The following is a 25,920-nucleotide window of genomic DNA, read 5'->3' as shown; positions in this document are numbered from 1 at the left end:
AATGGACTGCCGCCGGGAACAGGAGGTTGCCGCGAGTCTTGGCTCGCTGCTACATCCCCAGGCCACGCACCTGGAGAATCCTTTGCCTAGCGCCCGTCCTCTGCGCTGGTGATACATGAATTGATATTGAAGGCGCTCACGTTCAACTCCAGGGTGTCGGTAAGGTTCAAATGCTTCGTATTCTCTTCGATCAGCACACCTTCGCGGTCATAGACCTTTACCACCACGCGGCGATGCAGCTGCTTCTCACCAGAGTCCTTCTCCGCATCGGCCACTGCATGCGTACCGGCAACAGCTCCATCCTTAGCTGCAAGGCCAATCTGCTGCACCTGTCCAGGAGTCAACGCGACGGAGATTGGCTGCAATGCAGCCGCAAACTCCCCCAGCGCCGAACTGGTCGCGGCCTTCACGGCATGCTCCATCTCCAGCACAGAGACCAGCGTCCCAGCCTTCTTCGCATTCGCTCGCAGATTGCGCCGCTGCTCTGCACGCCGCGCGTTGTACAACTTAGTCTCCCTTGACGCCTTTTGGCTTGCCATGCTGTCATCTCCTTACCTTCAACATCCGGGTTGCGCGCCGCTCATGCAGCAGTTGTGGTTTCCTTCGAGGGCAGCGCCAGCAACACCAGCGCAGTCTCGAAGCATGATCGTCACGAATACCAGGCCAACGCGGCACCGCATGTCCCGCATGGAACCTGACGCCATATATCCAGCGAGTGTGCAGGGGAGCTTCATTGCCACACTCCTCGCACAACCCGCGCTCCCGGCCATAGGCTCTCCGTCTCTGCCGCTCCCACGCTTGTAGCGTGGTGCAGATCAGTTGCCCTCCACGGGTGTAGACCTCACCCGAAACACCACCTCCGGCGTCACCGGAAGCCATCAACACATCACCAAACAAGGACGAACTCCTCTGCTATCCCGTGGTCAATACCTGCCGTAAGCAGCCGCGAATTATCCCTGCGCGGCAGCGGATGCCGCAACCTCCTGCTCAGCCAACTTGCGCATGTCCTCCATCGCAACCTCATCGGTTTCAAAGAACTTGTTCGGGCTGATCTGGTAGCCGCTCTCGCGATAGATCATCATGGCCGCGAGCAGCCAACCGAACCGCGCTTCAAGCGCTGCGCCAGCCGCACCAGCCTTCGTCGTTGTCCATCCAGCGCGGCAATGCGTCGATCCGCACGTATGCACAGCCGACATATCCAAGGCGCCGGGCGCAGAACAGGCTTCGTAGATCACCGCGTGAATGTTCTCGATCTTGGGGATCTGCACCGGCGGCAGCTTTTGGCCGCCGGTGCTGTCGCCATTTTTTTCGCGGCAGGAGCTGCAGGAGCGGCAGTCGCTGCAGGAGCGGCAGTAGCGGCAGTAGCTGCAGGAGCTGCAGTAGCTGCAGTAGCTGCAGTCGCTGCAGTAGCTGCAGTAGCGGCAGGAGCTGCAGTAGCTGCAGTCGCTGCAGTAGCGGCAGTCGCTGCAGGAGCTGCAGGAGCGGCAGTAGCGGCAGTCGCTGCAGTAGCGGCAGGAGCTGCAGGAGAGGCAGGAGCTGCAGTCGCTGCAGTAGCGGCAGTAGCGGCAGGAGCTGCAGGAGCGGCAGTAGCTGCAGTTCACACAGTCGTCGCAGTCCTCCAGACTCCGCAAAGATTTTTCAGCCGCTTCGCGGCTGCCAAACCAGGCTACGGAGCACTTGTTGCCGCATGCGTCGTTTACCCATTCGACGCCCTGCTCGTCTTTCGTCCAGATCACTTCCAAGGTGTCCATCGCTGCTCTCCTGGGTATTGCTCTACATCAAGGTGGGTCCGTTGCCGTCAGTCGGTTCAGGCTTGGGATCGATCAGTTCACGCGGCTTGGAACCATCCGCAGGGCCAACTAAACCTTTTTTCTCCATCATGTCGACCAGGTGCGACGCGCGGCCGTACCCGATCCGCAGACGACGCTGCAGCAGTGACGTGGAGGCTTTGCCAAACTCGATGACGAGCCGTACTGCATCCTCAAAGAGCTCGTCGTCTTCCGCCCCACGCGGCTCACCATTCCCACGCGAAGGGCCGTCAGGAGCAAAGAGGTTCTGCTGCATCTCGCTCGGTGTCATCGGCTCGTCACGTACGAACTCACCTGTATCCAGGCGCGTATAGCGCTTGGTGCCCTGGGCCGGCGAATGAAATTCAACAACGCACTCGACCATCCGCTTCTCGCGCTTCTCCCGGATGGCTTGCGCAAGCTCCAACCTCTCCGAACGGAGATCGCCAAGTTCCTCGGCGAACGCCTTCGTCGCATCCTTCTTCTGCTTCTCGACGATCTCGTACTGCTGCGCAACATGCGACAGCATCTGCCCGCGCACCAACAACTCTTCGTCATCCAGAGAGCACCACAGGTTCTCAAGCACGTTCGGCATCACCGCTCTCCTATCCGCACCTGCAAATCGCAGTCGATCTGCGCCAGCGCCCGTTGGGCGACTAGCTCATGGAAGCGGTTCAGGAACGCCTGCTCCCAATACTTGTGACCCACGCCGTCCGGGTTGCGGATGGCGTAACGCATCGCCTGCAGCACTGCACCGCTCTGCGGATCATGCTGAGTGATATCTATCGGCGTCCCCGCGCGCGAGAGTTTGCTCTCCATCTCCGCCAGCAGCGCCAGGTGGTCGATGCGCTTCACCTCAGACGAATCCAGCGCGCCGAGCTGAAACCGTTGGCGCACCAGTTCCATCCAACGCCGCTCCAGCAACTGATACTCGGTCAGCAACGACTTCAGTGGACTCGATACGTCGCCGAGGTATGCCTCGGTCGCGTCGTGCATCAGCTTCTCCAGCGCATCCTCCGGAGCACCACACGCGCTACAAAGCACGCTGTGCTCGGCGACTGTATAGCTGGCCCGCGTGTGCCCCGTGAAGCGGTTGATATAAGCCAACGCGTGCGCAATATCGTAGATGTCGATGTCCTCGATACGCGGCGACGCCAGGTCGATCAGCTTGCCAGTCCAGGTGCGAATCACGCTGCTCACAGTTGCACCTGCCTCGCGACGGCGCTCGCATCTGTTGAAGGCTGCGTCGCCGAGGGCGCAGGCTGCTCATCCCAATAAAACGTCATCGTGACGTGCGGCCTTGGGCGCAACGCAATGTACCGCACTGCGATGCCACAGACTGCGCCTAGCAGCAGGATCGCCAGCAATCCAATCAGCGCCACGCACCGCAGCTCCCGGCCCGTCTCGGCAAGCTCCTCGGGGTCCATATCGCCGACCCGCTCCAATGTCTGACTCTCGAAGATCCGCAGCCCAACGTCGCCATAAACCAGTTGTCGCATCTCATCCCTCGGGATCCTGTTCAATGCCACGATCGCCGGGGCTTGCTCCATCACGCCATCCATCGCCATCTCCCTCATGCCGCTCTCCTTCGTCCAGCCTTCAACCTCTTCAACGCCTCGCTATTGCGCCTCTCGGCGCGAATCGCCATCTCTCGCCACTGCTCCCACGCCAGTACGCAGGCCACCTTGTTGCACCGCGTCGCCAGGTCGTCGATAAAGCTCGCACGATCGCCATCCGGAACCTCGTCGCAGAACCGGCAAACTCCGCGCACCTTCGCAGGCGTGGGCCACGGCTCGGACGGGATACGGATGCTCATGCAGTCTCCAGATCGAACGCGGGCCCCAGCAACTCAATCAGCAGGTGATGCTGCCAAACCGTGGGTAGCCGGTCGCCGCGCTCCCAGCGCAGCAGCTGCGCCACGCTCACACCCGCAAATGCCGCGATCGACTTCAAAGAGATATCCGCGCCGCCACGCTTCAACGACGTGCGCGCCGCCCGCAACCGCTGCCCATACTTCTTTGCAAACTGGGCCTCCGTCATGCGATCCCCTCGAACTTCGCTTCCAGTACCTGCTGCAGCAACGCATACTCGCGGACGTCGGGCAATGTGCTGCCCATCTCCCAACGCAGGATGGTGTTGCGATGGAAGCCGCCCATCTGCAACCCCAGCTCCGTCATCGACAACTTCTTCGCCTTGCGGGCCTCGCGCAGCCATGCGCCAAAATCAGTCGAAAACTCATGGAAGCTCTTCATGCCGGCACCGCCTCAAACACTGCCGGAGCCAACTCACGCCCGGCCATCCTCTTCGGTCCGCGCCTGCGTGCAGCCAGCACCTTCACCCGCTCGCGCACCCGCGCTACCAGCGCAGGGCCGCTAGTCTCGATTGCATCGCAAACATAGTCCGGCGACTGCGGCAAATCGATCAGCAGCAGCTTCGCCTCCGCACCGATCATCACGGCGTGGAAGCCCTTCAACACCCGCGCCACATCCGGCGATCCCCACTGCGAGACCACGACCGCCGTCTCCGGATTCTCATTCAGCCCGCGCGCCAACTCGTCCAGGTCCAGCGCACAAACCACGCGATACCCGGCCGTCTCCAGCCGCATGCGCCATAAACCGAGCTCGCCATCATTGCGCGCGAGTAGCAGCAACGTCTTGCGGGGCCTCATCGACTCACCTCTGCGATGTTGCTCTCGGAAAACGAGCCGAACAGGCATGCGAACCAAAGTTCGGCATTCACCGGCGTCATCGATGCTGCCGTCTCACCAAGCCCGCGAGGAAAGAACGTGCGATGCGTCAGAAAACTCCGCTCGACCTGCAGCGGAGACACACCGTCACAAGGCACCTCGCAGAGCAGAGACACGGTCACGCCGTCTACCGACCCTTCGATCTTGAGCACAGGCCTCATGCGCGCACCTCGCAGTCAGCAGCGCGGAGAGCGGCCTCATCATGGTTCAGGGTCTCGCCACCGTTGTAGGCGATAGTCAACTCGCCGCCGGTCGCGGAAGCCTGCGGCCAGCACGGTTGATCGTGGAATGGGTCGTCGCACAGATAGCGCTCACCCGTCAGCCGGCTGTGCACCATCCCCGGAGAATCCTTGCCCCCAAGGCAGCGTTCGCAATAGTCTCGCCCGTTCGCAGTGCTGTTCATAAGATGAACTAGAGCATTGCTCATATTGAGAACATTGTCAAGCAGAAAAAAGCTCACGGCATGAACATCCGTGAGCGCCTTTCTTTCGTGCTGTTCCTTTACATCACCATGGGATCAATGAGCGGCTCTCGACGCTCGATACCTACAGCCGTCACAAACAACGGCTTGCGATCTGATCGGAGCGTTGGATAAAAACTGTTACGCGGGCGCAGTTCAAATATTTTTTCGCCGGCTTCATCAGTGCCAAGGTCGGCATAGATGCGAATCATGGAGGCCTGTGTCTCGGTATTTGTTGCAAGAACCACGCAGCCGGGCCGAGGGTTTATATTCAAATCGCACACGATGGTATCGCCCTTGCTGAATTGTGGCTCCATGGAATCATCGGAGAGCACAACACCTATAGTCCGCGGTGAGCAGTCAATATTGATTGAAATCGATGGGTACATATCGGCTCCTCGAATCTCTGCACCTGACTGTATCCAGGCATAGGCTTGCGCCAATGTCATCAATGGGACGCGCCGCATATCGTCTTCCAGAATGCGGGCGTTTCCTGTCGATGTGAACAGAGTTTCAAAGTCTAGCCGGAGTGCTCCGCAGATGGCAACAAGCGTCTTGAGAGTGCCATCGTTATCTCCGTTTTCCAGCTTTGTATAGTATGAACGCGATATACCGGCAAGATCTGCAACTTGCTGTGCAGACATGCGGAGTTTCTCACGACGAACCTTGAAGATGTTCCCAATCTCGAACATAAACATAGCTTGCGGGAGGACGAGTGGGATAAATGTTTTCTCCATGAACATTGACATAGTTCATTTGATGCACCATAATTCCTTTCAAGATGTCTACGCCGCTCAGTAAAGTTCGCGCTGCCGATCCACGAAAGCCTTCACAACAGGATGTCGCGAAGGCAGTTGGCGTTTCCCGGCCTCACTATTCGAAGATCGAGGCTGGCACCGCAAATGCATCGCCACGTGTGGCTGCCAAGATCAAAGAGTTCCTTCATCATGCGATCTCTGAGAACGAAATCCTGTATCCCGAGCGATATCAAGACAAGGTAGTTTCAGAATGATCGCCATCGTCCAACAATCCATACTCGCGGGCTTTCACACGCGAGAGTTGCAGCAGCCCAATAATGGCTCCGCAGTTCATCCGTTCTCCCACAAAATCACGCTTGAGCAGCACTCCGACATAGCGCTCGCCGTTGTACCATCGCCCAGCCATGTCCTCGGCTGTATGGCGCGGCAGATACCCGAGCTGCTCCCAATCCTTCGTATAAATGGCAAAAGCATTCTCGTCCTTAGGGTTATCGGGGTCTGGAACAATGTGCAGCACAGCGCCGATGTCGAGTGCGATCAACGCATACTGCCGGGAAGTCCCATCCTCGTTTCGGAAGGACACTCCTGCGATCTTCGACCGGAACCATCCGAGACCGCCCAGGGATTCCGCCGCAATATCCATCAACGCATCGTCCCCAGCCGGATGCTCATAGAAGCCCGGCAGCATGGCGCGTCCGGCTTGCGGAGGCTGTGCCGGAATAACGCCGGCCGTAGAGGCGTCGACGTCAGGGTTGTGAAATGCGACATATGCAATCACGCTGATCGCAATGGCCGTGATCGCGCACAACAAGACAATATCCATAAGCTCTGCCTCGATGGGATGAGAATGATGCCATCCAGCATAACGCATGGAAACAACTTTGAAGTACAGACGTAAACCTAGGAGAATCCATGAAACGTTTTCAACTTACATCCGAGATGCGTGTGCGCCTGTTGGTAGGCTTCGCATTGATAATTACGGCCACCAACATCGTGCGCGCCATCTTTGCGAACGCATAAAACCGCTCCTTCCGCAGCATGAGGCCAAGCAAATGAAGCGACCCAATATCGTCGTAACGGATCGCGAGACGCGCGCTTACATGGCCGAGCATCCCGAGGTCGATTACAGTCTCTCGAACTCGCGCGTTTGGTGGACGAAGGCTGGAGATGATGGGCTCCTATGGTTTGCCTACAACGTCGCTCAGATTTGCAAGAGGATACTCGAATGAACCGCCGCCAATTCCTATGCACTGCCGCTGCAGCCGCCATCACTCCCGCACTCCCCGCGCCATTACTGGCACTGGCTACGGAACTAGCGCCGGTTACCCTCACGATCCATCCAGTGATGGACAGGAAGATGATTGTGATCAGCACACCACAGAGCTCACACAGGTCGTGGGTCTGGGATGAGTTCGAAATCTTCGATAAGCATTTCGGTCATTTAGATTTTTTCGAATCAAATCCGCAGTTGGTTGGCATCATCGATGGGTGGGCAATCTATGAAAGGCAACACCCGACCCTCGTCTGCAAAGTATCTCGGAGATCTCGATGACGCCTGCGCAATCAGTCTCATGCTTTCTACGCTTGCCAGAGGTCATGCACCGGACGGGCCTGTCGCGCCCGACGATCTATCGACGCATGGAGCAGAAGACATTTCCTATGCGCATCCCGCTGGGCGGCGGCGTAGTTGCATGGGACGAACGCGAGATCACCGCATGGCAAACAGATCGCCTAGCAGCCCGAGAGATGCCGAATGGGGGTATAAAGCAGGGGTATAGAAATACTTTATAGACGCAAGTCACTGCAAAATAATGGGTTCAATCCTGTTTTCGATCCCTGTCTCGCCTACCATTTCAATATCCGAAGATATGCATGAGTCTCCGATAAGCCCAACACAGCGTCAGGGCTTATCGGCAAGTAGCCATGAAAGGTTCACGCGTACTTCCTGGTCCTGCCCGGCATCGCAGTTGATTCTGGAAATGCAACAGTGAAGGATGTGCCGGCGCCTTCTTCGCTCACCACCGAAATGCGCGCTTCATGGGCTTCTGCGATCCATTTTGCAATGGCGAGCCCAAGCCCACTGCCTTCCACAGCGCACCGCGATGGATCGGCTCTATAAAAGCGGTCGAAGATAAACGGCAGATCGGCCTGCGAGATGCCGATGCCGGTATCTCGCACAATCACGCTTACCTGTTCCAGGCCAGGGCTCAGGTGGACCTCAATCACGCCGTTCGTCCTTGAGTATTTGATCGCATTATCAAGAAGAATCCAAAGCATGCGTTTGAGATATGCAGGGTCGCCGAGCACCATTGCATGCGTGTCTTCACAGCGGGTCAGCAACGTAAGCCCATGCTGAGTGACAAGGGGTTGCGCCATCTCACAGACCTCTCTTATGACGGATGAGAGGTTCAGCGGTGTGCGCGGCAGGTACACGGGCAGGGAGTCTGCGCGGGCCAGGGCAAGCATGTCTTCGAGAAGCACCGTGGCTTTGGCCGTCTCGTCAACGATATCCAGCAGGGCCTGACGACTCTCGGGGTCCGCGGCCGGATTGCGTATCGCGATCTCTGCGACCGTGCGGGTAAACGAGAGCGGGCCGCGGAGTTCATGCGACGCGTCTGCGGTGAAGCGCTTGATCTGGTTGACCGAAGATTCCAGCCGGTCAAGCATCGCATTACAGGTTTCGGCAAGACGTTGCAGCTCATCGCCAGTAGGAGAGACCGGGATGCGTTCCGAGATATTACCGATACTGATGGAGCGAGCTGTGTCCGCGATAGCGCTGACAGGCTGGAGCGCGCGCCGGCTGATCCAGTAACCACTCCCTGAGGAGATCAGCAGAAGAACTGGGCACGCGGCGAGAAGCCCCCACAGGAAGCGGTTCACGACGAGCACATTGCCGGCGTCAGGCGCCGCCGCCATCAGCACGTAGTGCTGCCCTGCCAGCAGGAAGGGCTGTCCCAGCACCCAATATGACTGCCCTGCTGCCGGAACGGAGACAAAGAAGCCCTTGGTTTCGGCCCTGAACTGAGGCCATGGAAAGGCCATCGCTGCTTCTGAAGGAGAGGGGAAAGCGCGCGTGCCATCGGGGCGAAAGACCTCCATCAGCCCGTTGCCGGTGGCGTGTGCAAAGTCGATGAAGTCCTGATTGCGATCAACGGGCGGCGCCGCCTGATCGTGCGTGAACACATCCTGAAGCCGCTCAAGCCGGCGCGAGAGCGTCTGATGACGTTCGTGCGTAAGCGTACCGCGCAGGTTCGCCCACATGCTCACGCCGAACAGGACCCAGACCGCGAAGAATGCGCCGCCAAACCAGAGCGTGAGACGGAGGGAGATAGACATGCGGCCCTTCAGCATAGATCGCCGCGCAGCGTGTAGCCGACACCGCGAATGGTATGCAGCAGCGCACGCTCCCCTGGCTTGGTGATCTTGTTGCGCAACGCGCGGATAAACACATAGAGGCTGTCGAAGCTGACATCGGCACCCGGCCCCCAGCCTTCGTCAATCAGCACATGGTGCGGGACGATCACGCCCGCGCGCCGGATCAGCGTGTCCAAAAGAGCGCACTCCGTCCGCGTGAGCGCCTCCACGCGGTCACCACGCTGCAACTCACACAGATGTGGCCGCAGGATCAAGTCTTCGAACTGAGCAATCTGCGGCTCTACGCGCGGAACTCTCCGTTCAGTAGCGCGCACCTTGGCAAGCAGGACATCGAGCGCAAACGGCTTCGTGAGATAGTCATCCGCGCCCGCATCGAGCCCGCGAATAATGTCCTCCATCGAGTCCCGCGCCGATACCAGGATCGTCTGCGTTCGCAACCGCTCTTCGCGCAACGACCGTATCACCGAGAAGCCATCCATCCTGGGCAGCATCACGTCCAGCAGCATCAGGTCGTAGACCGCAGTCCGGCCCAGCCGCAGCCCCTGGTCGCCATCGTAGGCAACGGATACGGTATGGCCCTCGTTTTCCAGCGCGCGCCCCATGTGGTTCGCCAGGCTGCGTTTGTCTTCAACGATCAGGATGCGCATGTGATTCAAGCGTAGGCAGCAAAGATCAATATTCGATGAAACAGCCCGCGACGAGACCACTTCCTTAGGTTGCGCTTAGATACGGCTGCCACACTCCAAACTGTCCCTGCGCACCGTCGCTTTCTGCCCTCACTCCACAAGAGTGCGCCCGGACTTAGGAGCGTATCGTGTCAATACATCTTCTCCGTCGGTCCCGCAGGTTCTTCGCTTTCGCTCTCTTCATTTACTTATCCGCTGTAGCCGCACCCAGCCGCCTCATCGCGCAGGCCGCTGCCGCCAAAGCCATCATTCAGGGCAACGTGCTCGACGCCGGTGGCGCAGCCGTACCGGGCGCCCAGGTGAAGCTTGCGCCTCTCCCCATCACGGCCGTCTCGGACGACCACGGCGCGTATCGCATGACCGATGTACCGGCCGGCAAGTACACATTGACCGTCTCGTACGTCGGCTTCGCTCCGCAGACCGCTGACATTGACGTCACACCCGGCCAGACGCTGAGCCTCGACCTCAATCTGAAGGTCGCAAATGCCAGCCAGGAGATTCTGGTCACGGCATCGCGTCCGCACGGCGAAGCCGAATCGATCAACGAGACGCGTACCGCCGACAACATCATGCAGGTCATGCCGTCAGAGGTCATCACCAGCCTCCCCAACGCCAACGTGGCAGACGCCATCGGCCGCTTCCCATCCGTCACCCTCTACCGCATCGAAGGCGAAGGCGTTTACATCCAGGTGCGAGGCACCGAACCGCGCCTCACCAACGTCACAGTCGACGGCATCACCATTCCCGCGCCTGAACCCAACGTCCGCCAGGTCCGTCTCGACATCATCCCCTCGGGCATGGTTGATTCGATCCAGATGAACAAGACGCTGCTCGCCAACATGGATGGCAACGGCATCGGCGCCAGTGTGAACCTCAAGACCAAGGAAGCCTCCGACCGCCCCACCCTCGATCTCTACGGCGACGGCGGCCACACCAACATCCTCAACGGCCGTGGCTCCTATGACTTCGGCGGCACCAGCGGCAAACGTTTCGGCGCAACCAAGCGCTTCGGCCTCCTCGGCGACGCGGTGTTCGATTACAACGGCCGCGGCATCGACAACATTCAGCCCGCGCTCGATCCGCTCTCTACCCTCGCCATGCCCTTCTACGACAACAACACCATCCGCGAGTATCGCTACTACCGCACTCGTTACGGCTTTGACGGCAGCGCCGACTACCGCCTCACCGACAGCACCAGCTTCTACGCTCACGGCTTCTACTCCGACCTCAAGGACTATGGCGACAAGTGGTACTACGAGCCAGTATCGGCCGCCATCGGTGGCACCGCCGCCAACCCGATCTACCCCACCGCCACCACCAAGGGCTCGGCCCCCAAGTTCTACACATCCAGCAAGCGCCCCAACGCGTCGGTAGGCACGCTCATTCTTGGCGGCCGCACCGTGCACAAGGACTCACTCTTCACCTACCAGATCTCTGCCTCGCGCTCCTATGAGCAGGACTCCGCCGGAAACCCGAAGGCCGACTTCTCCTGGATCGGTGCCACCCAATACTGCAACTACATCCCCTCGCAGCAGACCGATCTCTACCACCCGCACTTCGCCAACTGCGACAACACGAAGACCTCGCCGCTGCTCAGCGCCGCCAACTGGCAGTTCAAAGACATCACCATCTCCAAGGGCCAGAACGCGCAACTCGACCTCACCGCGCAGACCTCCTACGCCAAGAGCTACAACTGGTGGGGCCACTTCGGCACCGTCGAAGCCGGCTTCAAGTTCACCAACGCGCATCAGAGCCAGGACTCCACCGAGACCGTCTACGACGGGTTCCCCAGCACAGCGCCGTCCATGACACAACTGCTCGACTCTTTCAACAACACCGACTACTTCAACGGCACCTACTTCGGCGGCCAGTACGGTCAGGTCTCCAACTTCACCACCGCGGAGAACTACACTCTCACCAACTACGGTGGCTACGTCGACCAGCAAAAGACCGCCGCCGACCGTTACCCCAACCTCTTCCACACCGTCGAGCAGATCGCCGCCGGCTACATCATGAACAACATGGACTTCGGCAAGCTACACATCAACACGGGCATCCGTTTCGAGAACACCCGCACGATGACCTTCGGCTACAACCTCACCTTCTACGGCACCTATAGCGCAAAAACCGGCACCTACTCCGGCGGCAGTTCGTCTGTCGAGTGCCCGAGCAACGCCGCTCCTGCGCCGCCCGCGGCTGGCAACTGCTACACCGCCATCGGCGTCAACAACAATCCCAGCTACCTCGACGTCCTCCCCAGCGTAGAGGCCCGTTACGCTCTCACCACCAACTCCGCGCTCCGTGCCGTCGTCTCGCGCGGCGTCGCGCGGCCCGACCCTTATCAGCTCGTTCCGTATGTGGAAGAGGACACCACCGCGAGCCCCGTCGCCGTTACCATCGGCAATCCTAGCCTCCGTCCTGAGCACGCCAACAACTACGACCTGCTCTACGAGGACTACCTCCAGCCTCTCGGCCTCGTGCAAGCTGGCTTCTTCTTCAAGCAGCTCCAGGCCCCGCAGGTACTCACCACGCTGCCCGGTGGACTCAGCCTCTCGGCCTTTCCTCCGGGATACTTCCCTGCCTCCATCCAAACCGTTCTCGCCGAATACCCCGGCGACGCCATCACCCAGTACGTCAACGGCCAGAACGCCTACATCTATGGCCTCGAGCTGAGCTTCCAGCAGCACTTCAACTATCTGCCCGGTGTCCTCAAGGGCCTCGGACTCAGCGCGAACTACAGCTACACGGCCTCGCAGGAGAAAGGCCTGCCGTTGCGCACCGATCGCCCCACCACCATCGACCAGGCTCCTAACACCTGGAAGCTCAGCCCGACCTACGACACCAAGCGTTTCTCGGCTCGCGTCGGACTTGCCTACGATCAGGCCAGCCTCTTCAGCTACAACTACGTCTCGCCCACATACGTCGCCGGCTCCGATCCCAGCGGTCTCGGCACCACCGGCCCCTCCGGCGATATCTTCACACTCACACACTTCCAGGTCGACGCGCAGGCGAGCTACCGCTTCTACAAGGGCTTCTCCGCGGTCATCTCCGGCCTCAACCTCAACAACGAAGTCTTCGGCTACTACCAGGGCAACACCAACTTCGTGAACCAGCGCGAGTACTACAAGCCAACCTACACCGGCGGCGTTCGCTACACCCTCGGCGCACACTGATCCATGCCATTCCAGCGCTCCACACGAAACCCAGGTGGACCGAAGGCCAACACCTTCGGTCCACTCAGCCACATAAAACCAACACAACAGGGACTCCATGAGATCTTGGTTCTTGCCGCTCGTCTGCCTTCTGCCGTTCTCGACCGCCGTCGCGCAGACATCCTCCACTCAGCACGCCGCGAGCGTGCAAAGCTCCGACCTCCGCTACATCATCGTGCTAAGCCGCCACGGTGTACGGTCGCCCACCGGCAAGGCTGCGCAGTATGACCGTTACTCCACCGGCGCATGGCCGCACTGGCCCGTGGAGCCAGGCTACCTGACGCCTCACGGCTTCCAGCTCATGCAGCTCTTCGGAGCCTACGACCGCGTCGAGTTCGCCGCAGAAGGCCTTCTACAGTCCACCGGTTGTAGCGACGCAGCTCGCATTACCTTCTACGCCGACTCCGACCAGCGCACCCGCGAAACCGGCAAGGCGCTCGCCGCAGGCCTCATGCCCGGCTGCGATCTCCCCATCACCGCTCTGCCCGAAGGCACCAACGACCCGCTCTTCCATCCGCATCCCGATCCGCAGGACCACGCCGCCGCCGCGGCGCTTGCCAAAGCAGCCATCGCCGGTCGCATCGGCGACGATCCCTCAAGCATCACGCAGGCCTACCGGCAGCAGATCGCCTATCTGGACCACATCCTCGCTACCTGCGGCACGGCGTCGCCCGACAAGCCTGCCCGCACCTCGCTCTTCGACATCCCCGCTACACTCACCACCGGCACCGGCGACCACCTCGCCGACCTCAAAGGTCCGCTCTACACGGCCTCGACTCTCTCTGAAAATCTTCTGCTCGAGTACACCGAAGGCATGGACACCGCCAACGTCGGCTGGGGCTGCGTTCATCGCGCCGAGCTCGAGTCCCTCATGCAGCTCCACGCGGCAGCCGTCGACTTCAGCCAGCGTACCCCCGTTATCGCTCGCGCGCAGGCAGAGAACCTCCTTGATGTCATCCGTCTCTCCCTCCAGCAAGCCAGCAGCGGTAAATCTATCTCCGGCGCCAAAGGCAAGCCGTCCGACCGCGCGCTCTTCCTCATCGGCCATGACACCAACATCGAAAACATCGCAGGCGCTCTCAACCTCACCTGGATCATCGACGGCCGCCGCGACGACACGCCACCCGGCGGTGCCCTGCTCTTCGAGCTGCGGCAGCAGCGCTCCAGCCACCGTTACTTCGTCAGCCTTTACTACACCGCGCAGACTCTCGACCAGATGCGTATCGCCGCGCCCCTCACCGCTGCCAACCCACCCACGCGTGTCGCAGTCTTCATCCCCGGTTGCAGCCAGTCGGACATGTCCTGCCCCTTGCCTGTATTTCTGCATCTGCTTGAGCTGATGCCAAATCCATAGCGAAGACCCGACGCCTATGGACGGTTCACAACGCCGCGCGAAGCGTTCCTGCAAAGGCCGGCGTCTCGCCGCCTTTGGCCGCAAACGCCATAGTCATCACCGGACAGGGCGCCTCCACAATCACCCGTACCGCCACATCCGCGCGCAGGTGTGACGACAGCATCGACGCCTGCCGCATGCCCAGCACGATCAGGCTTGCCGCCTGCTTCTCCGCGTAAGCGACCACCGTAGTAGACACCTCACTGCCGTACTCGGTCGCACACACAGGTTCAACGGCGGCAACTCCGCTCGTCTTTGCCGCCTGCTGTAACGCTTCACTCAGCACCTGCTGCATCGCCCCGTCATCGGATGCGCCTTCCAGCATCCTTGGCAACACATGAAAACAATGCAGCGGTCGCCGCATGGCATCGCTGTATACCGATGCGTAAAAGATCGCCGGCATCGTCGTGGTGTCGAAGTCCGTGGCAAATACCACCGGCCCCTGCCTCAGCGCCTCCGCGCCACGCAACGCAGCGCGCGGCCCCACCGTCAACACCGGGCAGGGGGAGTTGCGCAGTACAGACTCCGCTGTCGATCCGAAGGCCAGCCGCCCTAACCCGCGCGGCGCACTCGTGCCCATCACAACCATGTCCGGACGTAGTGCCCGGACTGCATTCAGTACTCCCTCCGGCCCAATGCCCGGCAGCAGATGCGTCCTGGCGGCCACTCCGGCCTGCCGTGCCGCCACACTCAGATCGTGCAGCGCTTGCCGCTTCGCAAGCAGGCCCAGTTGAATGTCTTCATCGTCGGCGTCGCTTCCAGGTACGATGTCCGCGGCCTCCGTCACATGTACCACCGAAAGATCGGCGCCCAGTTGCGCGCACACCACAAGCGCCGCCGCGAATGCCGAGCGCGACGGCGGTTCGAAATCCGTCGCCAGAAGAATATGTTGAAACTCACGTGCCCGCCTGTGCAGGCAAAGTTCTTGCATAGTGCTGTTCCTTCGGTTATCCGTTCGGCTGCGGGGCCTGCTTCACAGACCGCAACGCCCGGAGCCAGCACCTACTCTAGGTCTCCTGCGTTCCGGGTCGCTGTGATGGCTATCACCCCACCCGGCCTCACACAATGAATCATCACGCAGCCAGGTCCGCCATGCGCTGCGGCTCAAGAATGTGAAACATCGTGCCGCGGATGGACAGCAGCTTCTCACGTTGAAACTTCCCCAGCGTGCGCGTCACCGTCTCACGCGAAAGCCCCGCGAGGCTGGCGAGGTCCTCGTGCGTCAGTGCCATCGTAAAGCGCAGCTCTCCATTGATCTGCGCTGCGTTTGCCCACTCCATCAGCACACCCGCCAGCTTGCCCGCGGCTGAGCTCGACAACGCCAGCCGCCGCGCGTCGAAGAACGCCGACTTGTACTCCTCCGAGAGCGCCTTCGCGGCATGCATGCTCGCTTCCCCATGCCGCTCCAAAAAGCGCAACATATCTCTCCGCGAGATCTTCTTCACCGTGCACGGCACGATCGTCTCGCACGTCACCTCGAAGCGCGCGCCGCTGATCACAGCACCCAGCCCAAGCACATCGCCCGCCATCGCAATCTTATGGATCAGCGTCCGGCCATCACGCGACGTGCACGACAGCTTCACCTGCCCCGTGCACAGCACCAGCACGCTCTCCGCCTTGTCCGCTTCGTGAAACAGTACGGCGCCCTTCGGCACATCCATCCGGAACCCGATCGAATCAAACTCCCGCAGCGCATCCTGCCCAAGGTTGCAGAAAGCACGTTGCAGCCGCAATGGGCAGCGTGTGCAATTATTGTTGATCTGACTGGCACATGTGGTGGACATCTCGACCTCCGCTTATGGCGTTCCAAAGACCAATCTCGCCGCTATCACAGTGTCTCGCTCGCCCATCACTTCCCGCTGTGACGGCCATCACAGAATCGTTTTATTTCTGGGAATTCCGCCACATTATCACGCTCCGTGTATTATCAGCTCCTTACAAATCATGCATGGTCAAAACAGGACATTGCGCATCGCGCAGCACGTGGCCTACTGTTCCCTCTACCAGGTGCGTCAGCCACGTTGCGCTGTGCTTTGAGCCCAGCACGATCAGGTCGGCGTCGATCCGCTTCGCCAGCTGCAGAATATGCGGCGCAGCCGTGCCGCTCTCCACTACATACTCGCGGCTGCACCAGTCATAGGCCGACTGCGGTACCAGCCTTGAGAGCTCGGCCTGAAAACGCAGCTCATCGCCCAGCAGGTCCATCACGCCTGCCCTCTTTTCCAGCACATGACACAGATACAGCTTGGCGTAACTGTCCTGCGCAAATCTGAGCGCAAGCCGCGCCTGCTGCACTGCCTCACGGCTGAAGTCCGTGCCGAACAGCACCGTGCGAAACGACAACGGCCCCGTCGGAGCAACCCTCGCCTGCGGCCCCACCGTCAGCACCGGGCAGCGCGCATGACGGATGATCCCCTCCGCGCACGAACCCAGGATTGCCTTGCTCAGTCCCTGCCGTGCGTTCGTCCCGGTCACGATCAGGTCAGCCTTCACCCCTTCGGCATACTCCACGATCGCAGCCGCGGGCAGATGCGCCTCCAGCATCGAGCTCGACACCTTCACTCCATCGGCATCCAGGTTGTACTGCAGCCGGTCAAGGTTCTCGCGACCGTCCTTGCGCAACGCATCCAGCGGAAACCCTACAACCGCTCCGTCCGCACGCGTCGCTAACGAGAGGTCCACAACATGCGCCAGCGCCAGCTTCGACGAAAACCGCTTCGCCAGTCCCTCCGCATACTCCGTCGCCTTCACAGCCGACGGCGAAAAATCAGTCGCCAGCACAACCTGGTCCAGTGCCAGGATTACGTCGTCTTCAATCACAGGCATCGCACACCTCACGGTCAGGGCCTTCACTCTCCCTGCATCGAGGCTATGACTCTCTACCGCATCGCACCGTGATCACGAAGACACAGCCTTGTGCCTGCCATCACAAGCAGCACTCATCCGCCGCCCGCAGCCCCATCCGGCAAATTAGCTTGCGATGGACCCGCCTTGCGAGAAGCAGCTGCTTAGGCCGGTTCGCGTTCACCAGGAGGCACCGGCACCACGCTTTCGGAATGGTTGCGGCTGTATCCGGTTGCATGGCGAAGTCCAGCCAGCGCAATCAGGCCCAGCGCCAGCACGCAGACACCGTCCCATCCCCACCGCGACCACGCCAGTCCCGCCAGCGCCGACCCCACCGCGCCGCCCACAAAGTACATCGTCATATAGATCGTATTCAGCCGGCTCCGCGCCTCGGCACCCAGCCCGAAGATCCGTGTCTGGTTCCCCACCTGCATCATCTGCGCGCCTACATCCAGCGTCACCACGCCCACCACCAGCACCGCCATGTGCAGCGGCACCGACATCTGCATCCGCTCCCCAGCCCACAGCACCAGGTACGACAGCGTCAGCACGCCCCCTGCGATACCCACAACAAATCGTGTGCCTCTCCGGTCCGCCATCCGCCCCGCCAGCGACGCCGTCAGCGCACCCGCAGCTCCCACCACGCCGAACGTCCCCGCAACGTCCGTTCCCATTCCGTAGTGGCTGTGCAGCAAAAACGCCAGCGTCGTCCAAAAGCAACTGAACGATGCAAAGCACAGCGCACCCAGCACCCCCGCCTCACGCAACAACGGCTCCGTGCAGAACAGCGTCCACAACGACCGCATCGTCTGTTTGTATGACAGCGACTGCCTCGGCTCCATCCGCGGCATAAACCGGAACATAATCGGCACGAATGCGAGGTTCATCGCCGCCGCAATCACGTACACCGTGCGCCATCCGCTGATCGGGGCCAGCCAACCCGTAAAGTGGCTCAACTTCGCCACCCAGCCCGCAAAACTGCGCGCCAGCAGGATGCCCAGCAGCAGCCCCGTCATCACCGTCCCGATCGCCCGCCCGCGCCGCTCCTCCGGCACAAGGTCCGGCGCCATCGGCAGCGCCACATGCGTCACCGAAGCCAGCAATCCGATCAGCGCGCTGGCCACAATCATCGACGCCAGCCCTTGCGCAAAGGCCGCAGCCAGCAGCGCCACGCTCACGCCCGTATACATCCGAACCATCAGCGAGCGGCGCTCCGCCACATCGCCCAGCGGCACAAAAAACAGGATGCCGATCGCATAGCCCACCTGTGTCGCCACCGCGACGAAGCCCATCGCCCGCGCGCCCTGCCCCAGGTCCTTGCCCATCACCAGCAGCAGCGGCTGGTTGTAGTAAATCGACGCAACGCCCACTGCGCACGCCAGCCCCAGGAACGCGAGCGCCCACCGGGGCAGCCGATTTGGAAATACTTTCTCCATTGAAAACTGACTCGGCAGAGTCTATCGCATGTACCGGCTTCCTGTCTCCGCCGGTCAAACAGCTTTCTCTATCTCTTACGGGAGACTATCATCTCTCTAGGAAGGATTTCCCACCGGCTGTCGGCCGTGGGCTGAGAACCGGACTAGTCCGGCCTGACACCCTTGCCACCAACCATGCCCACCCCGCCCGAGACCATCGCCGTAGCCATGTCCGGTGGCGTCGACTCCTCTGCCGTCGCCGCGCTTCTGCACGCCCAGGGCTACATTCTCGTCGGCCTCACCCTCCAGCTCTGGAACCAGCGCCGCCTCGCCGGACGCCCGGGCATCCCCGAAACCTCGCAGGGCCGCTGCTGCTCCATCGACGACGTCTACGACGCCCGCCGTGTCGCCGAGCACATCGGCATCCCCTACTACCTCGTCAACGCGCAGGAGCGTTTCGAGGCCGAGGTCGTCCGCCCCTTCGTCGAGGAGTACCTCGCCGGCCGCACGCCCATCCCTTGCACGCTCTGCAACAACCACCTCAAGTTCGACCAGCTTCTGCTCACCGCGCAGGGCATCGGCGCCGACCGCATCGCCACCGGCCACTATGCCCGCAACCACTTCGACCCCGCGCGAAACCGCTGGGTCCTCTCGCGCCCCGCCGACAAGTCCAAGGACCAGACCTACTTCCTCTTCGGCCTCACGCAGGACCAACTCAGCCGCACTCTCTTCCCGCTCGGCGAGATGCAGAAGCCCGCCGTCCGCGAGATGGCCGCCGACCACGGCCTCGCGCTCGCCCAGAAGCCCGACTCGCAGGAGATCTGCTTCATCCCCGGCGGAAGTTACTCCGACTTCCTCAAGGCCTACCTCGACGAGCAGGGTCGTGAACTCCCCGGCTCCTCCGGCGAACTCGTCACCACAACCGGCGAGGTCGTAGGCCATCACAGCGGCATCCACAGCTTCACCGTGGGACAGCGCAAGGGCCTCGGCCTCAGCTCGCCCGACCCGCTTTACGTCCTCAAAATCCACCCCAACAGCCACGCCGTCGAGGTCGGCCCCGACACAGCGCTCATGTCGCGCACGCTCATCGCCGACCGCCTCAACTGGGTCTCCATCCCCGAACCCGTCGAGCCTATCCGCGTCGCCATCAAAATCCGCCACCGCCACGAGCCCGCCCTGGCCACCCTCGTCGTCACCGGCCCCGACACCATCGAAGCCACCTTCGACGACCCCCAGCGCGCCATCACCCCCGGCCAGTCCGCCGTCTTCTACCAGGGAGACGAAGTCGCCGGCGGCGGCTGGATCGTCTAGCGGTTCTCACCGAACCATAGGCATTATCTCGGCGCGCCCATCCATGCGCTACCCTATCTAGACACATTCGCGCCTCACGCAGAAAGATCAGGAGCCTCCGCACCATCATGGAAGAATTTCGCCGCCTCACTCGCCTCCCCGCCTACGTCTTCAACATCACAGGCGAGTTGAAGGCAGCAGCCCGCAAGCGCGGCGAAGACATCATCGACTTCGGCATGGGCAACCCCGACGGCGCGACCCCCAGGTTCATCGTCGACAAGCTCATCGAAGCCGCCCAGCGCACCACCACGCACCGCTACTCGCTCTCCAAGGGCATCCCGCGCCTCCGCAAGGCCATCTGCGACTGGTACAAGCGCCGCTACGACGTCGATCTCAACCCCGACACCGAGGCCATCGTCACCATCGGCTCCAAAGAAGGCATCGCACACCTCTGCCTCGCTCTGCTCGACGACCAGGACACCGTCGCCGTCCCCAATCCCAGCTATCCCATCCACATCTTTGGCCCCGTCATCGCCGGCTCGCAGGTGCAGTCCATCCAGCTCGACAACGGCGATTCAGACACTCTCTACGAACAACTCGCCGACCAATTGAAGCGCATGTCGCCGCGCCCCAAGATCCTCATCCTCAACTTCCCTGCCAACCCCACCACGCAGTGCGTCGACCTGTCGTTCTTTGAAAAACTCGTCCCCCTCTGCAAAGAACTCGGCATCTACATCGTGCACGATCTCGCCTACGCTGACCTCGTCTTCGACGGCTACCGCGCGCCCTCCATCCTCGAAGTCCCCGGCGCAAAAGACATCGCCGTCGAGTTCTTCACCCTCTCGAAGTCCTACAACATGCCCGGCTGGCGCGTCGGCTTCATGGTCGGCAACACCAAGCTCGTCGCGGCGCTCGGCCGCATCAAGTCCTACTTCGACTACGGCACCTTCACGCCCATCCAGGTCGCCAGCATCGCTGCGCTCGAAGGCCCACAGCAGTGCGTCACCGAGATCGTAGAAAACTATAAGCGCCGCCGCGACGTCCTCGTTCCCGGCCTGAACAAGCTCGGCTGGCACGTCGATAACCCCAAGGCCACCATGTTCGTCTGGGCCAAAATCCCCGAGCAGTTCAAGGGCATGGGCTCACTCGACTTCTCCAAGAAGCTTCTGCTCGAAGCCCACACCGCCGTCAGCCCCGGCATCGGCTTCGGCGACCACGGCGACACCCACATCCGCTTCTCGCTCATCGAAAACGAGGAGCGCACACGCCAAGCCCTCCGCGGCATCAAGCAGATGTTCAAGAACGCCGAGTAGACATCAGTCTCTCGGCGTGGCCCGCCCAAACGGCGACCGCTCCACCAGCTTTTCGATCCCCGCCTTCATCCCGGCGATGATCCCCGCCACCTGCCGCACCGGCCCCCGCACGCCCGCCTGCACCGAGTGCGAGATATCTTCCACCGCAGTCAGCGCACTGCTCACGATGCCGTCCACATGGGCCACCTGCTTCTGCGTCCGCAGGTTCACCTCCTGCACCGTCGCATTCAGCTCGGTGATCGTCACCGCGATCTCGTCCATCTTCACCCGCACCGTCGAGCTGATGTGCTCGGCGTTCGTCGTCAAGTGATGGATCTTCGGTGCCAGCTCCGTGAGCATGTCATGCGTCTTCTCCAACAGCGGTGCCGTGTGTTCGCGCACCTCGTTGGCGATCCCGTTCACGCTGTTCAGCAGCTTCGCCGCATAACCGGCCATCAGAAACAACGCGGCAGCCGCCACCCCTAGCGCAACCGCGATGATCCACACCGCGATCGTCATCAGATGGATATCGTGCGCGCTCACGCTCACACCGCCACTCTGCATTATCATCGTCAGCGCTGCTACAGAAATCTTCGGCATCGTTCGACCTCATTCTTTCAGCAACGCGCGGTTGCTCGGTTGCAACAGGGCCCGTCCCAAAAGACAGTTTAGCCAGCTTAAACGAAAGCTGCACACACGGACACCCGCCCGCATGTGCAGCCTGTCCTGCGAGCGGAGTTAAGCGACCGGCGTCGTGTTCCCGGTCTTCTCCACGTAAGCGCTCTTGCCCGCCTCAACCGCGGCCTTCGCGGCATCGGTCTGGGTCTGGATCAGGTCCTTGCCCTTGTCCACATAATCGTTCCACTGCGACCGGCCCTTCTCGTAGTACTCGCGGCCCTTGTCCACATACTCGCCCGCGGCCTGCTTGCCCTGACGCACATACTCATCGGCGGTCTGCTTACCCTGGCGAACATACTCCGCGGCCTGGTCGGCCTTCTCGGCATATAGCTTCGCCGCGCGGTCCTTGGCGTCCAGCGCACTGGCCTTCAGCTCATCGCGAGTCTCCTTGCCGGCCTTCGGCGCATACAGCACGCCCACCAGGGCGCCGATCCCAAGGCCCGCCAGAAACCATCCGAACCCGCCCACGCTATCGTTATCTGCCATCTTTTATCTCCTTTTCGCGGCTCATTCCACCCACAGTCAGCATACTCTTTCGCCGAGGCCGCAACCACTCAGCTTCGGGTAGATGCTCCCACACCTCACCGGGTTGCAGCCCGCCATCAGCAGCCTCATATTTTCCACGCATCCCATTGTCACAAAACGTTCAACGCGCATCTAAAGACGGAATAGGATCTCCTGCGGTACTTTTTTGTACGAGGTGTATTTACGATGAACGCTATCCCCCCGACCCACGCTTCAAACCGCCTCTGCGGAATCTCGCGCGTCGGCCTCGCTGCCGCTGTGCTCGCCATCACCCTGCTGCCCTCCGGCTGCAAAAAGACCGTCGACGACGCGACCCTGACCAAGAACGTCCAGTCCGCCCTCGCCGCCGACACCGTCATCGGCAACCAGCCCATCCAGGTCGCCACCCAGACCGGCGTCGTCACCCTCAGCGGCAACGTCTCCGACGACACCGCCCGCTCCCTCGCCGCCAGCGACGCCGCCAAGGTCGAGGGCGTCAAGGAGGTCGCCAACAGTCTCACCGTCGCTGGCATGGCCGTCACGCCCACCATCACCACCCCCGCCGCGCCAACCGTGCAGCGCACCGTCACTCCCACGGAGCAGACCGCCATTGAAAATCACCAGGCCCTGCCGCCGCCACCGCCCGCCAGCGCCGCGCCGCCACCGCCGCCCGTGCACACCGTCACCGTAGCCGCCGGCCGCGACGTCTCCATCCGCATCACGCAAAGCTTCGACAGCGAAACCGCGCAGCCCGGCACGCCCTTCAGCGGCGTCGTCACCCGGCCCATCGTCGGCGGCGGCTACATCGCCATCCCCACCGGCGCCTCCATCCGCGGCACCGTCACCGACGCCAAGGACGCCACCCACTTCAAGGGCAGCTCCCTGCTCGTCCTCCGGCTCGAAGGCATCCGCCATGAGGGCCAGTGGGTGCAGGTCTCCGCTGACCCGTATGTCCTTCAGGGCAAGGGCCGCGGCAAGAACACTGCAGCTAAGATCGGCGGCGGCGCGGCCATCGGAGCCGTCCTCGGCGGCATCTTCGGCGGCGGCAAAGGGGCCGCCATCGGTGCCGGAGTAGGCGGTGGCGGCGGCGCCGCCGTCCAGGGCATGACCCGCGGCCAGCAAGTCCACATCGCCTCCGAGTCCGTCATCCCCTTCCGCCTCACGAACTCTTTCACCGTTCAGACCTCTCGCGTCGCAGGCTCGGATGAAAACAATGCTCCCGGCCTGCAGACCCGCGAACCCTAACCTGTCTCCACAGCCGGACAACGCCCCTCAGCGCTGTCCGGCTCTCGCCCACCGCCGTCTGCTCGTTCGATCGGCTGATATACACTAACCGCAATCGCCCGGGGCCTTCGGGAGTGGAACCCCTGCGCGACTGGCACGAGCAACCCTGAAGGGGAGACCCCACACGTTGAGTGCTTCCGACAACACGCCGGCCGGCTTCCTCTCCTTTACTCTGCACGCCCATCTGCCTTACGTCGTCAACCACGGCACCTGGCCCCACGGCATGGAGTGGCTGCACGAAGCCGCCGCCGAGACCTACCTCCCTCTGCTCCGCGTCCTCGGCCGCCTGGAGCGCGACGGCATCGGCCTCCGCTGCAACCTCAACATCTCTCCCGTCCTGCTGGAGCAGCTCTCCCATCCCGTCTTCCGGCATGAGTTTCCCAGCTACGTCGAGCGCAAGATCGTCGCCGCCCGCGAGGACGAGGCCTACTTCCTCTCCATGAACGAGGACCACTACGCCTCGCTCGCCCGCTTCTGGCACGCCTTCTACTCCGAAGCCCTTCACGACTTCGACGCCCTCGGTCAAGACATCGTCGCCGGCTTCCGCCGCTTCCATCAAAAGGGCCTCATCGAGATCATCACCACCTGCGCCACCCACGCCTACATGCCGCTCCTCGGCACCGACGAGAGCGTCCGCGCACAGGTCCGCACCGCCGTCAGCACCCATCAGCGCCACATCGGCGAGCCGCCCCGCGGCATCTGGATTCCCGAGTGCGGCTACCGCCCCGCCGGCCACTGGAGCTACCCCGTCTCCCACCCCGACGGCTCGCCCATCGCCCCCGCCTTCGACCGCATCGGCATCGAGCAGGCTATCAGCGAGAGCGGCCTCGACTACTTCTTCGTAGACACCCACCTCATCGAGCAGTCCACCCGCGTCCCCGTACCTGAAGGCGCACGCACCGACAACCTCGTCCCACCTGCCGAAGAACCGCTCACCCAGCGCGACGACCGCCTTCTCTACCAGCCCTACTTCGTCGACGGCCACGATACCCGGACACCCGACAACTACTCCGCCGCCACCGTCTTCCCCCGCGACCCCCGCACCGGCCTCCAGGTCTGGTCCGGCGACTCCGGCTACCCCGGCGATCCCAACTACCTCGACTTCCACAAAAAGCGCTGGCCCGGCGGCCACCGCTACTGGCGCGTCACCGGCGACCGCGTCGACATCGTCAACAAAGAGCCCTACTACCCCGAACAGGCCGCCGAGCGCATCCGCAGCCACGCCTCCCACTTCGTCCATGTCGTCTGGCAGGCACTGCAGGACAACCTCAACCCCGACCTCCCGCCCATCCTCTCCGCCCCCTTTGACGCCGAGCTCTTCGGCCATTGGTGGTTCGAAGGTGCCCAGTGGCTTGAGGCCGTCGCCCGCGTCCTGCACGACTACCCCACCGGCATCGCTCTCATCTCCGGCTCCCGCTACCTTGAAAAGTACCCCCGCGCAGGCTTCATCCAGATGCATGAGGGCTCGTGGGGTGCCGAAGGCACGAACCACGTCTGGATGAACCCCGACACCGCCTGGACGTACGCCCACATCTACGCCGCCGAGCTCTACACCCGCGAGGTCTGCACCGAGGGCAAATGGCGCGACGGAGGTCTCGGAGAACGCATCGTGAAACAGCTCTGCCGCGAGCTCCTCCTGCTCGAATCCTCCGACTGGCAGTTCCTCATCACCACCGGCGCCGCCCGCGACTACGCCGAGCTCCGCTTCGAGACCCATCGCGACCAGTTCAACGAGCTCAAGTCCATCTGGCAGCTCTTCTCCGCCACCGGCTCCATCACCGCCGACCAGGAGGCCCGCCTCGCCGCCATCGAAGAACGCGACAGTCTCTTCGCCGACATCGACCCTGGGCTATGGGCCACCGGCTCCCACGCCGACACCCCACCCATCGAAAGCTCCGAAGAAGTCCTGCAGTAGCCCTCAACAGGAACTCTCAACCCAACCAGGAAGGCGTCATCTCGACCGGAGCCAGACGGCTTCATCGTCTGGCGTAGCGGAGAGACCTGCATCTTTCGCAGGATGCCCGTCGTCAACCCCCAACCCATCCTTACCTCGTCCAACCCCATCAAAACAAACCACTAGTACCCGAAAAACAAAAACACTTTCTCGCTTCCAGCCTTCTATACTGGAAGTAGGCCGAAATACTGGCTCACTAGCAAACTGGTTAACTGGCGACTGAAAGCCACAAACCCCAGCCA

Annotated in this window: 26 protein-coding genes and 1 pseudogene; 6 read left to right on the top strand and 21 right to left on the bottom strand. The window is 61.8% G+C overall.

From position 1 onward, the window contains the following. Positions 1-86: 86 nt before the first annotated feature. The 15 genes and pseudogenes from GOB94_RS13955 to GOB94_RS13875 form a co-directional block, all read right to left on the bottom strand. Positions 87-539, bottom strand: coding sequence for a hypothetical protein (locus tag GOB94_RS13955; RefSeq protein WP_182276485.1), 453 nt, complete (start codon positions 537-539; stop codon positions 87-89). Between the two features lie 411 nt (positions 540-950). Then, the gene (locus GOB94_RS13950) at positions 951-1,751 is read right to left on the bottom strand and encodes a hypothetical protein (RefSeq protein ID WP_182276484.1); all 801 of its coding nucleotides are present in this window, start codon (positions 1,749-1,751) and stop codon (positions 951-953) included. 22 nt (positions 1,752-1,773) lie between these two features. Further along, positions 1,774-2,001 (bottom strand): annotated as a pseudogene (locus GOB94_RS13945) (DNA translocase FtsK); the annotation flags it as partial. Positions 2,002-2,381: 380 nt separating this feature from the next. Next, the gene (locus GOB94_RS13940; protein ID WP_182276483.1) at positions 2,382-2,987 is read right to left on the bottom strand and encodes an HD family hydrolase; all 606 of its coding nucleotides are present in this window, start codon (positions 2,985-2,987) and stop codon (positions 2,382-2,384) included. Continuing rightward, the gene (locus GOB94_RS13935) at positions 2,984-3,286 is read right to left on the bottom strand and encodes a hypothetical protein (protein ID WP_182276482.1); all 303 of its coding nucleotides are present in this window, start codon (positions 3,284-3,286) and stop codon (positions 2,984-2,986) included. The genes GOB94_RS13940 and GOB94_RS13935 overlap by 4 nt, the downstream gene beginning before the upstream one ends. A gap of 74 nt (positions 3,287-3,360) precedes the next feature. After that, positions 3,361-3,603: a hypothetical protein gene (locus GOB94_RS13930; RefSeq protein ID WP_182276481.1), complete on the bottom strand. Its 243-nt coding sequence runs from the start codon at positions 3,601-3,603 to the stop codon at positions 3,361-3,363. Beyond that, complete coding sequence (locus GOB94_RS13925) at positions 3,600-3,827, bottom strand: helix-turn-helix transcriptional regulator (protein ID WP_182276480.1); 228 nt, start codon at positions 3,825-3,827, stop codon at positions 3,600-3,602. Before GOB94_RS13925 ends, GOB94_RS13930 begins: the two co-directional genes overlap by 4 nt. Beyond that, positions 3,824-4,039: a helix-turn-helix transcriptional regulator gene (locus tag GOB94_RS13920; protein WP_182276479.1), complete on the bottom strand. Its 216-nt coding sequence runs from the start codon at positions 4,037-4,039 to the stop codon at positions 3,824-3,826. Before GOB94_RS13920 ends, GOB94_RS13925 begins: the two co-directional genes overlap by 4 nt. Next, a complete protein-coding gene (locus GOB94_RS13915) occupies positions 4,036-4,455 on the bottom strand; it encodes a hypothetical protein (protein ID WP_182276478.1) in 420 nt (139 codons plus the stop codon). The genes GOB94_RS13920 and GOB94_RS13915 overlap by 4 nt, the downstream gene beginning before the upstream one ends. After that, on the bottom strand, positions 4,452-4,694 hold the full coding sequence (locus GOB94_RS13910) for a hypothetical protein (RefSeq protein ID WP_182276477.1): 243 nt from the start codon (positions 4,692-4,694) through the stop codon (positions 4,452-4,454). The genes GOB94_RS13915 and GOB94_RS13910 overlap by 4 nt, the downstream gene beginning before the upstream one ends. After that, the gene (locus GOB94_RS13905) at positions 4,691-4,870 is read right to left on the bottom strand and encodes a hypothetical protein (protein ID WP_182276476.1); all 180 of its coding nucleotides are present in this window, start codon (positions 4,868-4,870) and stop codon (positions 4,691-4,693) included. Before GOB94_RS13905 ends, GOB94_RS13910 begins: the two co-directional genes overlap by 4 nt. Before the next feature lie 164 nt (positions 4,871-5,034). After that, entirely contained in the window at positions 5,035-5,742 is a 708-nt protein-coding gene (locus tag GOB94_RS13900) for a helix-turn-helix domain-containing protein (protein ID WP_182276475.1), read from the bottom strand. A gap of 238 nt (positions 5,743-5,980) precedes the next feature. Then, positions 5,981-6,622, bottom strand: a complete 642-nt coding sequence (locus GOB94_RS13890) for an HIRAN domain-containing protein (RefSeq protein WP_220464932.1) — start codon at positions 6,620-6,622, stop codon at positions 5,981-5,983. Positions 6,623-7,683: 1,061 nt separating this feature from the next. Beyond that, on the bottom strand, positions 7,684-9,087 hold the full coding sequence (locus GOB94_RS13880; RefSeq protein WP_182276471.1) for an ATP-binding protein: 1,404 nt from the start codon (positions 9,085-9,087) through the stop codon (positions 7,684-7,686). A gap of 8 nt (positions 9,088-9,095) precedes the next feature. Further along, positions 9,096-9,773 (bottom strand): response regulator transcription factor, encoded by a 678-nt coding sequence (locus GOB94_RS13875; protein ID WP_182276470.1) that lies wholly within the window; start codon positions 9,771-9,773, stop codon positions 9,096-9,098. A gap of 167 nt (positions 9,774-9,940) precedes the next feature. Between GOB94_RS13875 and GOB94_RS13870 the strand changes: the two genes are divergently transcribed. Both GOB94_RS13870 and GOB94_RS13865 read left to right on the top strand, forming a co-directional pair. Then, positions 9,941-12,985 carry a TonB-dependent receptor gene (locus GOB94_RS13870; RefSeq protein WP_182276469.1) on the top strand — a complete coding sequence of 1,015 codons (3,045 nt, stop codon included), beginning with the start codon at positions 9,941-9,943 and terminating at the stop codon, positions 12,983-12,985. A gap of 97 nt (positions 12,986-13,082) precedes the next feature. Next, positions 13,083-14,378 carry a histidine-type phosphatase gene (locus tag GOB94_RS13865; protein ID WP_182276468.1) on the top strand — a complete coding sequence of 432 codons (1,296 nt, stop codon included), beginning with the start codon at positions 13,083-13,085 and terminating at the stop codon, positions 14,376-14,378. Between the two features lie 25 nt (positions 14,379-14,403). Here the strand turns inward: GOB94_RS13865 and GOB94_RS13860 are convergent, their stop codons facing one another. The 4 genes from GOB94_RS13860 to GOB94_RS13845 all read right to left on the bottom strand — a co-directional run bounded on the left by GOB94_RS13860 (position 14,404) and on the right by GOB94_RS13845 (position 18,697). Next, positions 14,404-15,348 (bottom strand): universal stress protein, encoded by a 945-nt coding sequence (locus GOB94_RS13860; protein ID WP_182276467.1) that lies wholly within the window; start codon positions 15,346-15,348, stop codon positions 14,404-14,406. Positions 15,349-15,490: 142 nt separating this feature from the next. After that, complete coding sequence (locus GOB94_RS13855; RefSeq protein ID WP_182276466.1) at positions 15,491-16,201, bottom strand: Crp/Fnr family transcriptional regulator; 711 nt, start codon at positions 16,199-16,201, stop codon at positions 15,491-15,493. A gap of 151 nt (positions 16,202-16,352) precedes the next feature. Beyond that, positions 16,353-17,243 (bottom strand): universal stress protein, encoded by an 891-nt coding sequence (locus tag GOB94_RS13850; protein ID WP_182276465.1) that lies wholly within the window; start codon positions 17,241-17,243, stop codon positions 16,353-16,355. A 182-nt stretch (positions 17,244-17,425) separates the two neighbouring features. Then, positions 17,426-18,697, bottom strand: a complete 1,272-nt coding sequence (locus GOB94_RS13845; protein ID WP_182276464.1) for an MFS transporter — start codon at positions 18,695-18,697, stop codon at positions 17,426-17,428. A gap of 174 nt (positions 18,698-18,871) precedes the next feature. On the opposite strand from GOB94_RS13845, the gene mnmA reads away from it, so the two are divergent. Next, positions 18,872-19,987 (top strand): tRNA 2-thiouridine(34) synthase MnmA, encoded by a 1,116-nt coding sequence (gene mnmA, locus GOB94_RS13840; protein WP_182276463.1) that lies wholly within the window; start codon positions 18,872-18,874, stop codon positions 19,985-19,987. Positions 19,988-20,094: 107 nt separating this feature from the next. Continuing rightward, positions 20,095-21,279: an alanine transaminase gene (alaC, locus tag GOB94_RS13835; RefSeq protein WP_182276462.1), complete on the top strand. Its 1,185-nt coding sequence runs from the start codon at positions 20,095-20,097 to the stop codon at positions 21,277-21,279. A gap of 3 nt (positions 21,280-21,282) precedes the next feature. On the opposite strand, the gene GOB94_RS13830 is transcribed toward alaC, so the two are convergent. Both GOB94_RS13830 and GOB94_RS13825 read right to left on the bottom strand, forming a co-directional pair. Continuing rightward, complete coding sequence (locus GOB94_RS13830) at positions 21,283-21,858, bottom strand: hypothetical protein (protein ID WP_182276461.1); 576 nt, start codon at positions 21,856-21,858, stop codon at positions 21,283-21,285. Between the two features lie 138 nt (positions 21,859-21,996). Continuing rightward, positions 21,997-22,422, bottom strand: a complete 426-nt coding sequence (locus tag GOB94_RS13825; RefSeq protein ID WP_182276460.1) for a YtxH domain-containing protein — start codon at positions 22,420-22,422, stop codon at positions 21,997-21,999. A gap of 225 nt (positions 22,423-22,647) precedes the next feature. Between GOB94_RS13825 and GOB94_RS13820 the strand changes: the two genes are divergently transcribed. After that, positions 22,648-23,685 (top strand): BON domain-containing protein, encoded by a 1,038-nt coding sequence (locus tag GOB94_RS13820; protein WP_182276459.1) that lies wholly within the window; start codon positions 22,648-22,650, stop codon positions 23,683-23,685. A 166-nt stretch (positions 23,686-23,851) separates the two neighbouring features. After that, positions 23,852-25,639 (top strand): 1,4-alpha-glucan branching protein domain-containing protein, encoded by a 1,788-nt coding sequence (locus tag GOB94_RS13815; RefSeq protein ID WP_182276458.1) that lies wholly within the window; start codon positions 23,852-23,854, stop codon positions 25,637-25,639. The last annotated feature ends 281 nt before the right edge of the window (positions 25,640-25,920 follow it).

The organism is Granulicella sp. 5B5, from assembly GCF_014083945.1.
Lineage (GTDB): Bacteria > Acidobacteriota > Terriglobia > Terriglobales > Acidobacteriaceae > Granulicella.
Note: the sequence above shows the minus strand (reverse complement) of the source record. Positions and strands in the feature narration are given on the sequence as shown.

Excerpts from the sequence above, each read along its gene's own strand:
- GOB94_RS13955 (WP_182276485.1), bottom strand. The coding sequence starts at position 539 with ATGGCAAGCCAAAAGGCGTCAAGGGAGACTAAGTTGTACAACGCGCGG.
- GOB94_RS13950 (WP_182276484.1), bottom strand. The coding sequence starts at position 1,751 with ATGGACACCTTGGAAGTGATCTGGACGAAAGACGAGCAGGGCGTCGAA.
- GOB94_RS13935 (WP_182276482.1), bottom strand. The coding sequence starts at position 3,286 with ATGCGACAACTGGTTTATGGCGACGTTGGGCTGCGGATCTTCGAGAGT.
- GOB94_RS13930 (WP_182276481.1), bottom strand. The coding sequence starts at position 3,603 with ATGAGCATCCGTATCCCGTCCGAGCCGTGGCCCACGCCTGCGAAGGTG.
- GOB94_RS13925 (WP_182276480.1), bottom strand. The coding sequence starts at position 3,827 with ATGACGGAGGCCCAGTTTGCAAAGAAGTATGGGCAGCGGTTGCGGGCG.
- GOB94_RS13920 (WP_182276479.1), bottom strand. The coding sequence starts at position 4,039 with ATGAAGAGCTTCCATGAGTTTTCGACTGATTTTGGCGCATGGCTGCGC.
- GOB94_RS13915 (WP_182276478.1), bottom strand. The coding sequence starts at position 4,455 with ATGAGGCCCCGCAAGACGTTGCTGCTACTCGCGCGCAATGATGGCGAG.
- GOB94_RS13910 (WP_182276477.1), bottom strand. The coding sequence starts at position 4,694 with ATGAGGCCTGTGCTCAAGATCGAAGGGTCGGTAGACGGCGTGACCGTG.
- GOB94_RS13905 (WP_182276476.1), bottom strand. The coding sequence starts at position 4,870 with ATGGTGCACAGCCGGCTGACGGGTGAGCGCTATCTGTGCGACGACCCA.
- GOB94_RS13900 (WP_182276475.1), bottom strand. The coding sequence starts at position 5,742 with ATGTCAATGTTCATGGAGAAAACATTTATCCCACTCGTCCTCCCGCAA.
- GOB94_RS13890 (WP_220464932.1), bottom strand. The coding sequence starts at position 6,622 with ATGCGTTATGCTGGATGGCATCATTCTCATCCCATCGAGGCAGAGCTT.
- GOB94_RS13880 (WP_182276471.1), bottom strand. The coding sequence starts at position 9,087 with ATGTCTATCTCCCTCCGTCTCACGCTCTGGTTTGGCGGCGCATTCTTC.
- GOB94_RS13875 (WP_182276470.1), bottom strand. The coding sequence starts at position 9,773 with ATGCGCATCCTGATCGTTGAAGACAAACGCAGCCTGGCGAACCACATG.
- GOB94_RS13865 (WP_182276468.1), top strand. The coding sequence starts at position 13,083 with ATGAGATCTTGGTTCTTGCCGCTCGTCTGCCTTCTGCCGTTCTCGACC.
- GOB94_RS13860 (WP_182276467.1), bottom strand. The coding sequence starts at position 15,348 with ATGCAAGAACTTTGCCTGCACAGGCGGGCACGTGAGTTTCAACATATT.
- GOB94_RS13855 (WP_182276466.1), bottom strand. The coding sequence starts at position 16,201 with ATGTCCACCACATGTGCCAGTCAGATCAACAATAATTGCACACGCTGC.
- GOB94_RS13850 (WP_182276465.1), bottom strand. The coding sequence starts at position 17,243 with ATGCCTGTGATTGAAGACGACGTAATCCTGGCACTGGACCAGGTTGTG.
- GOB94_RS13845 (WP_182276464.1), bottom strand. The coding sequence starts at position 18,697 with ATGGAGAAAGTATTTCCAAATCGGCTGCCCCGGTGGGCGCTCGCGTTC.
- mnmA (WP_182276463.1), top strand. The coding sequence starts at position 18,872 with ATGCCCACCCCGCCCGAGACCATCGCCGTAGCCATGTCCGGTGGCGTC.
- alaC (WP_182276462.1), top strand. The coding sequence starts at position 20,095 with ATGGAAGAATTTCGCCGCCTCACTCGCCTCCCCGCCTACGTCTTCAAC.
- GOB94_RS13830 (WP_182276461.1), bottom strand. The coding sequence starts at position 21,858 with ATGCCGAAGATTTCTGTAGCAGCGCTGACGATGATAATGCAGAGTGGC.
- GOB94_RS13825 (WP_182276460.1), bottom strand. The coding sequence starts at position 22,422 with ATGGCAGATAACGATAGCGTGGGCGGGTTCGGATGGTTTCTGGCGGGC.
- GOB94_RS13820 (WP_182276459.1), top strand. The coding sequence starts at position 22,648 with ATGAACGCTATCCCCCCGACCCACGCTTCAAACCGCCTCTGCGGAATC.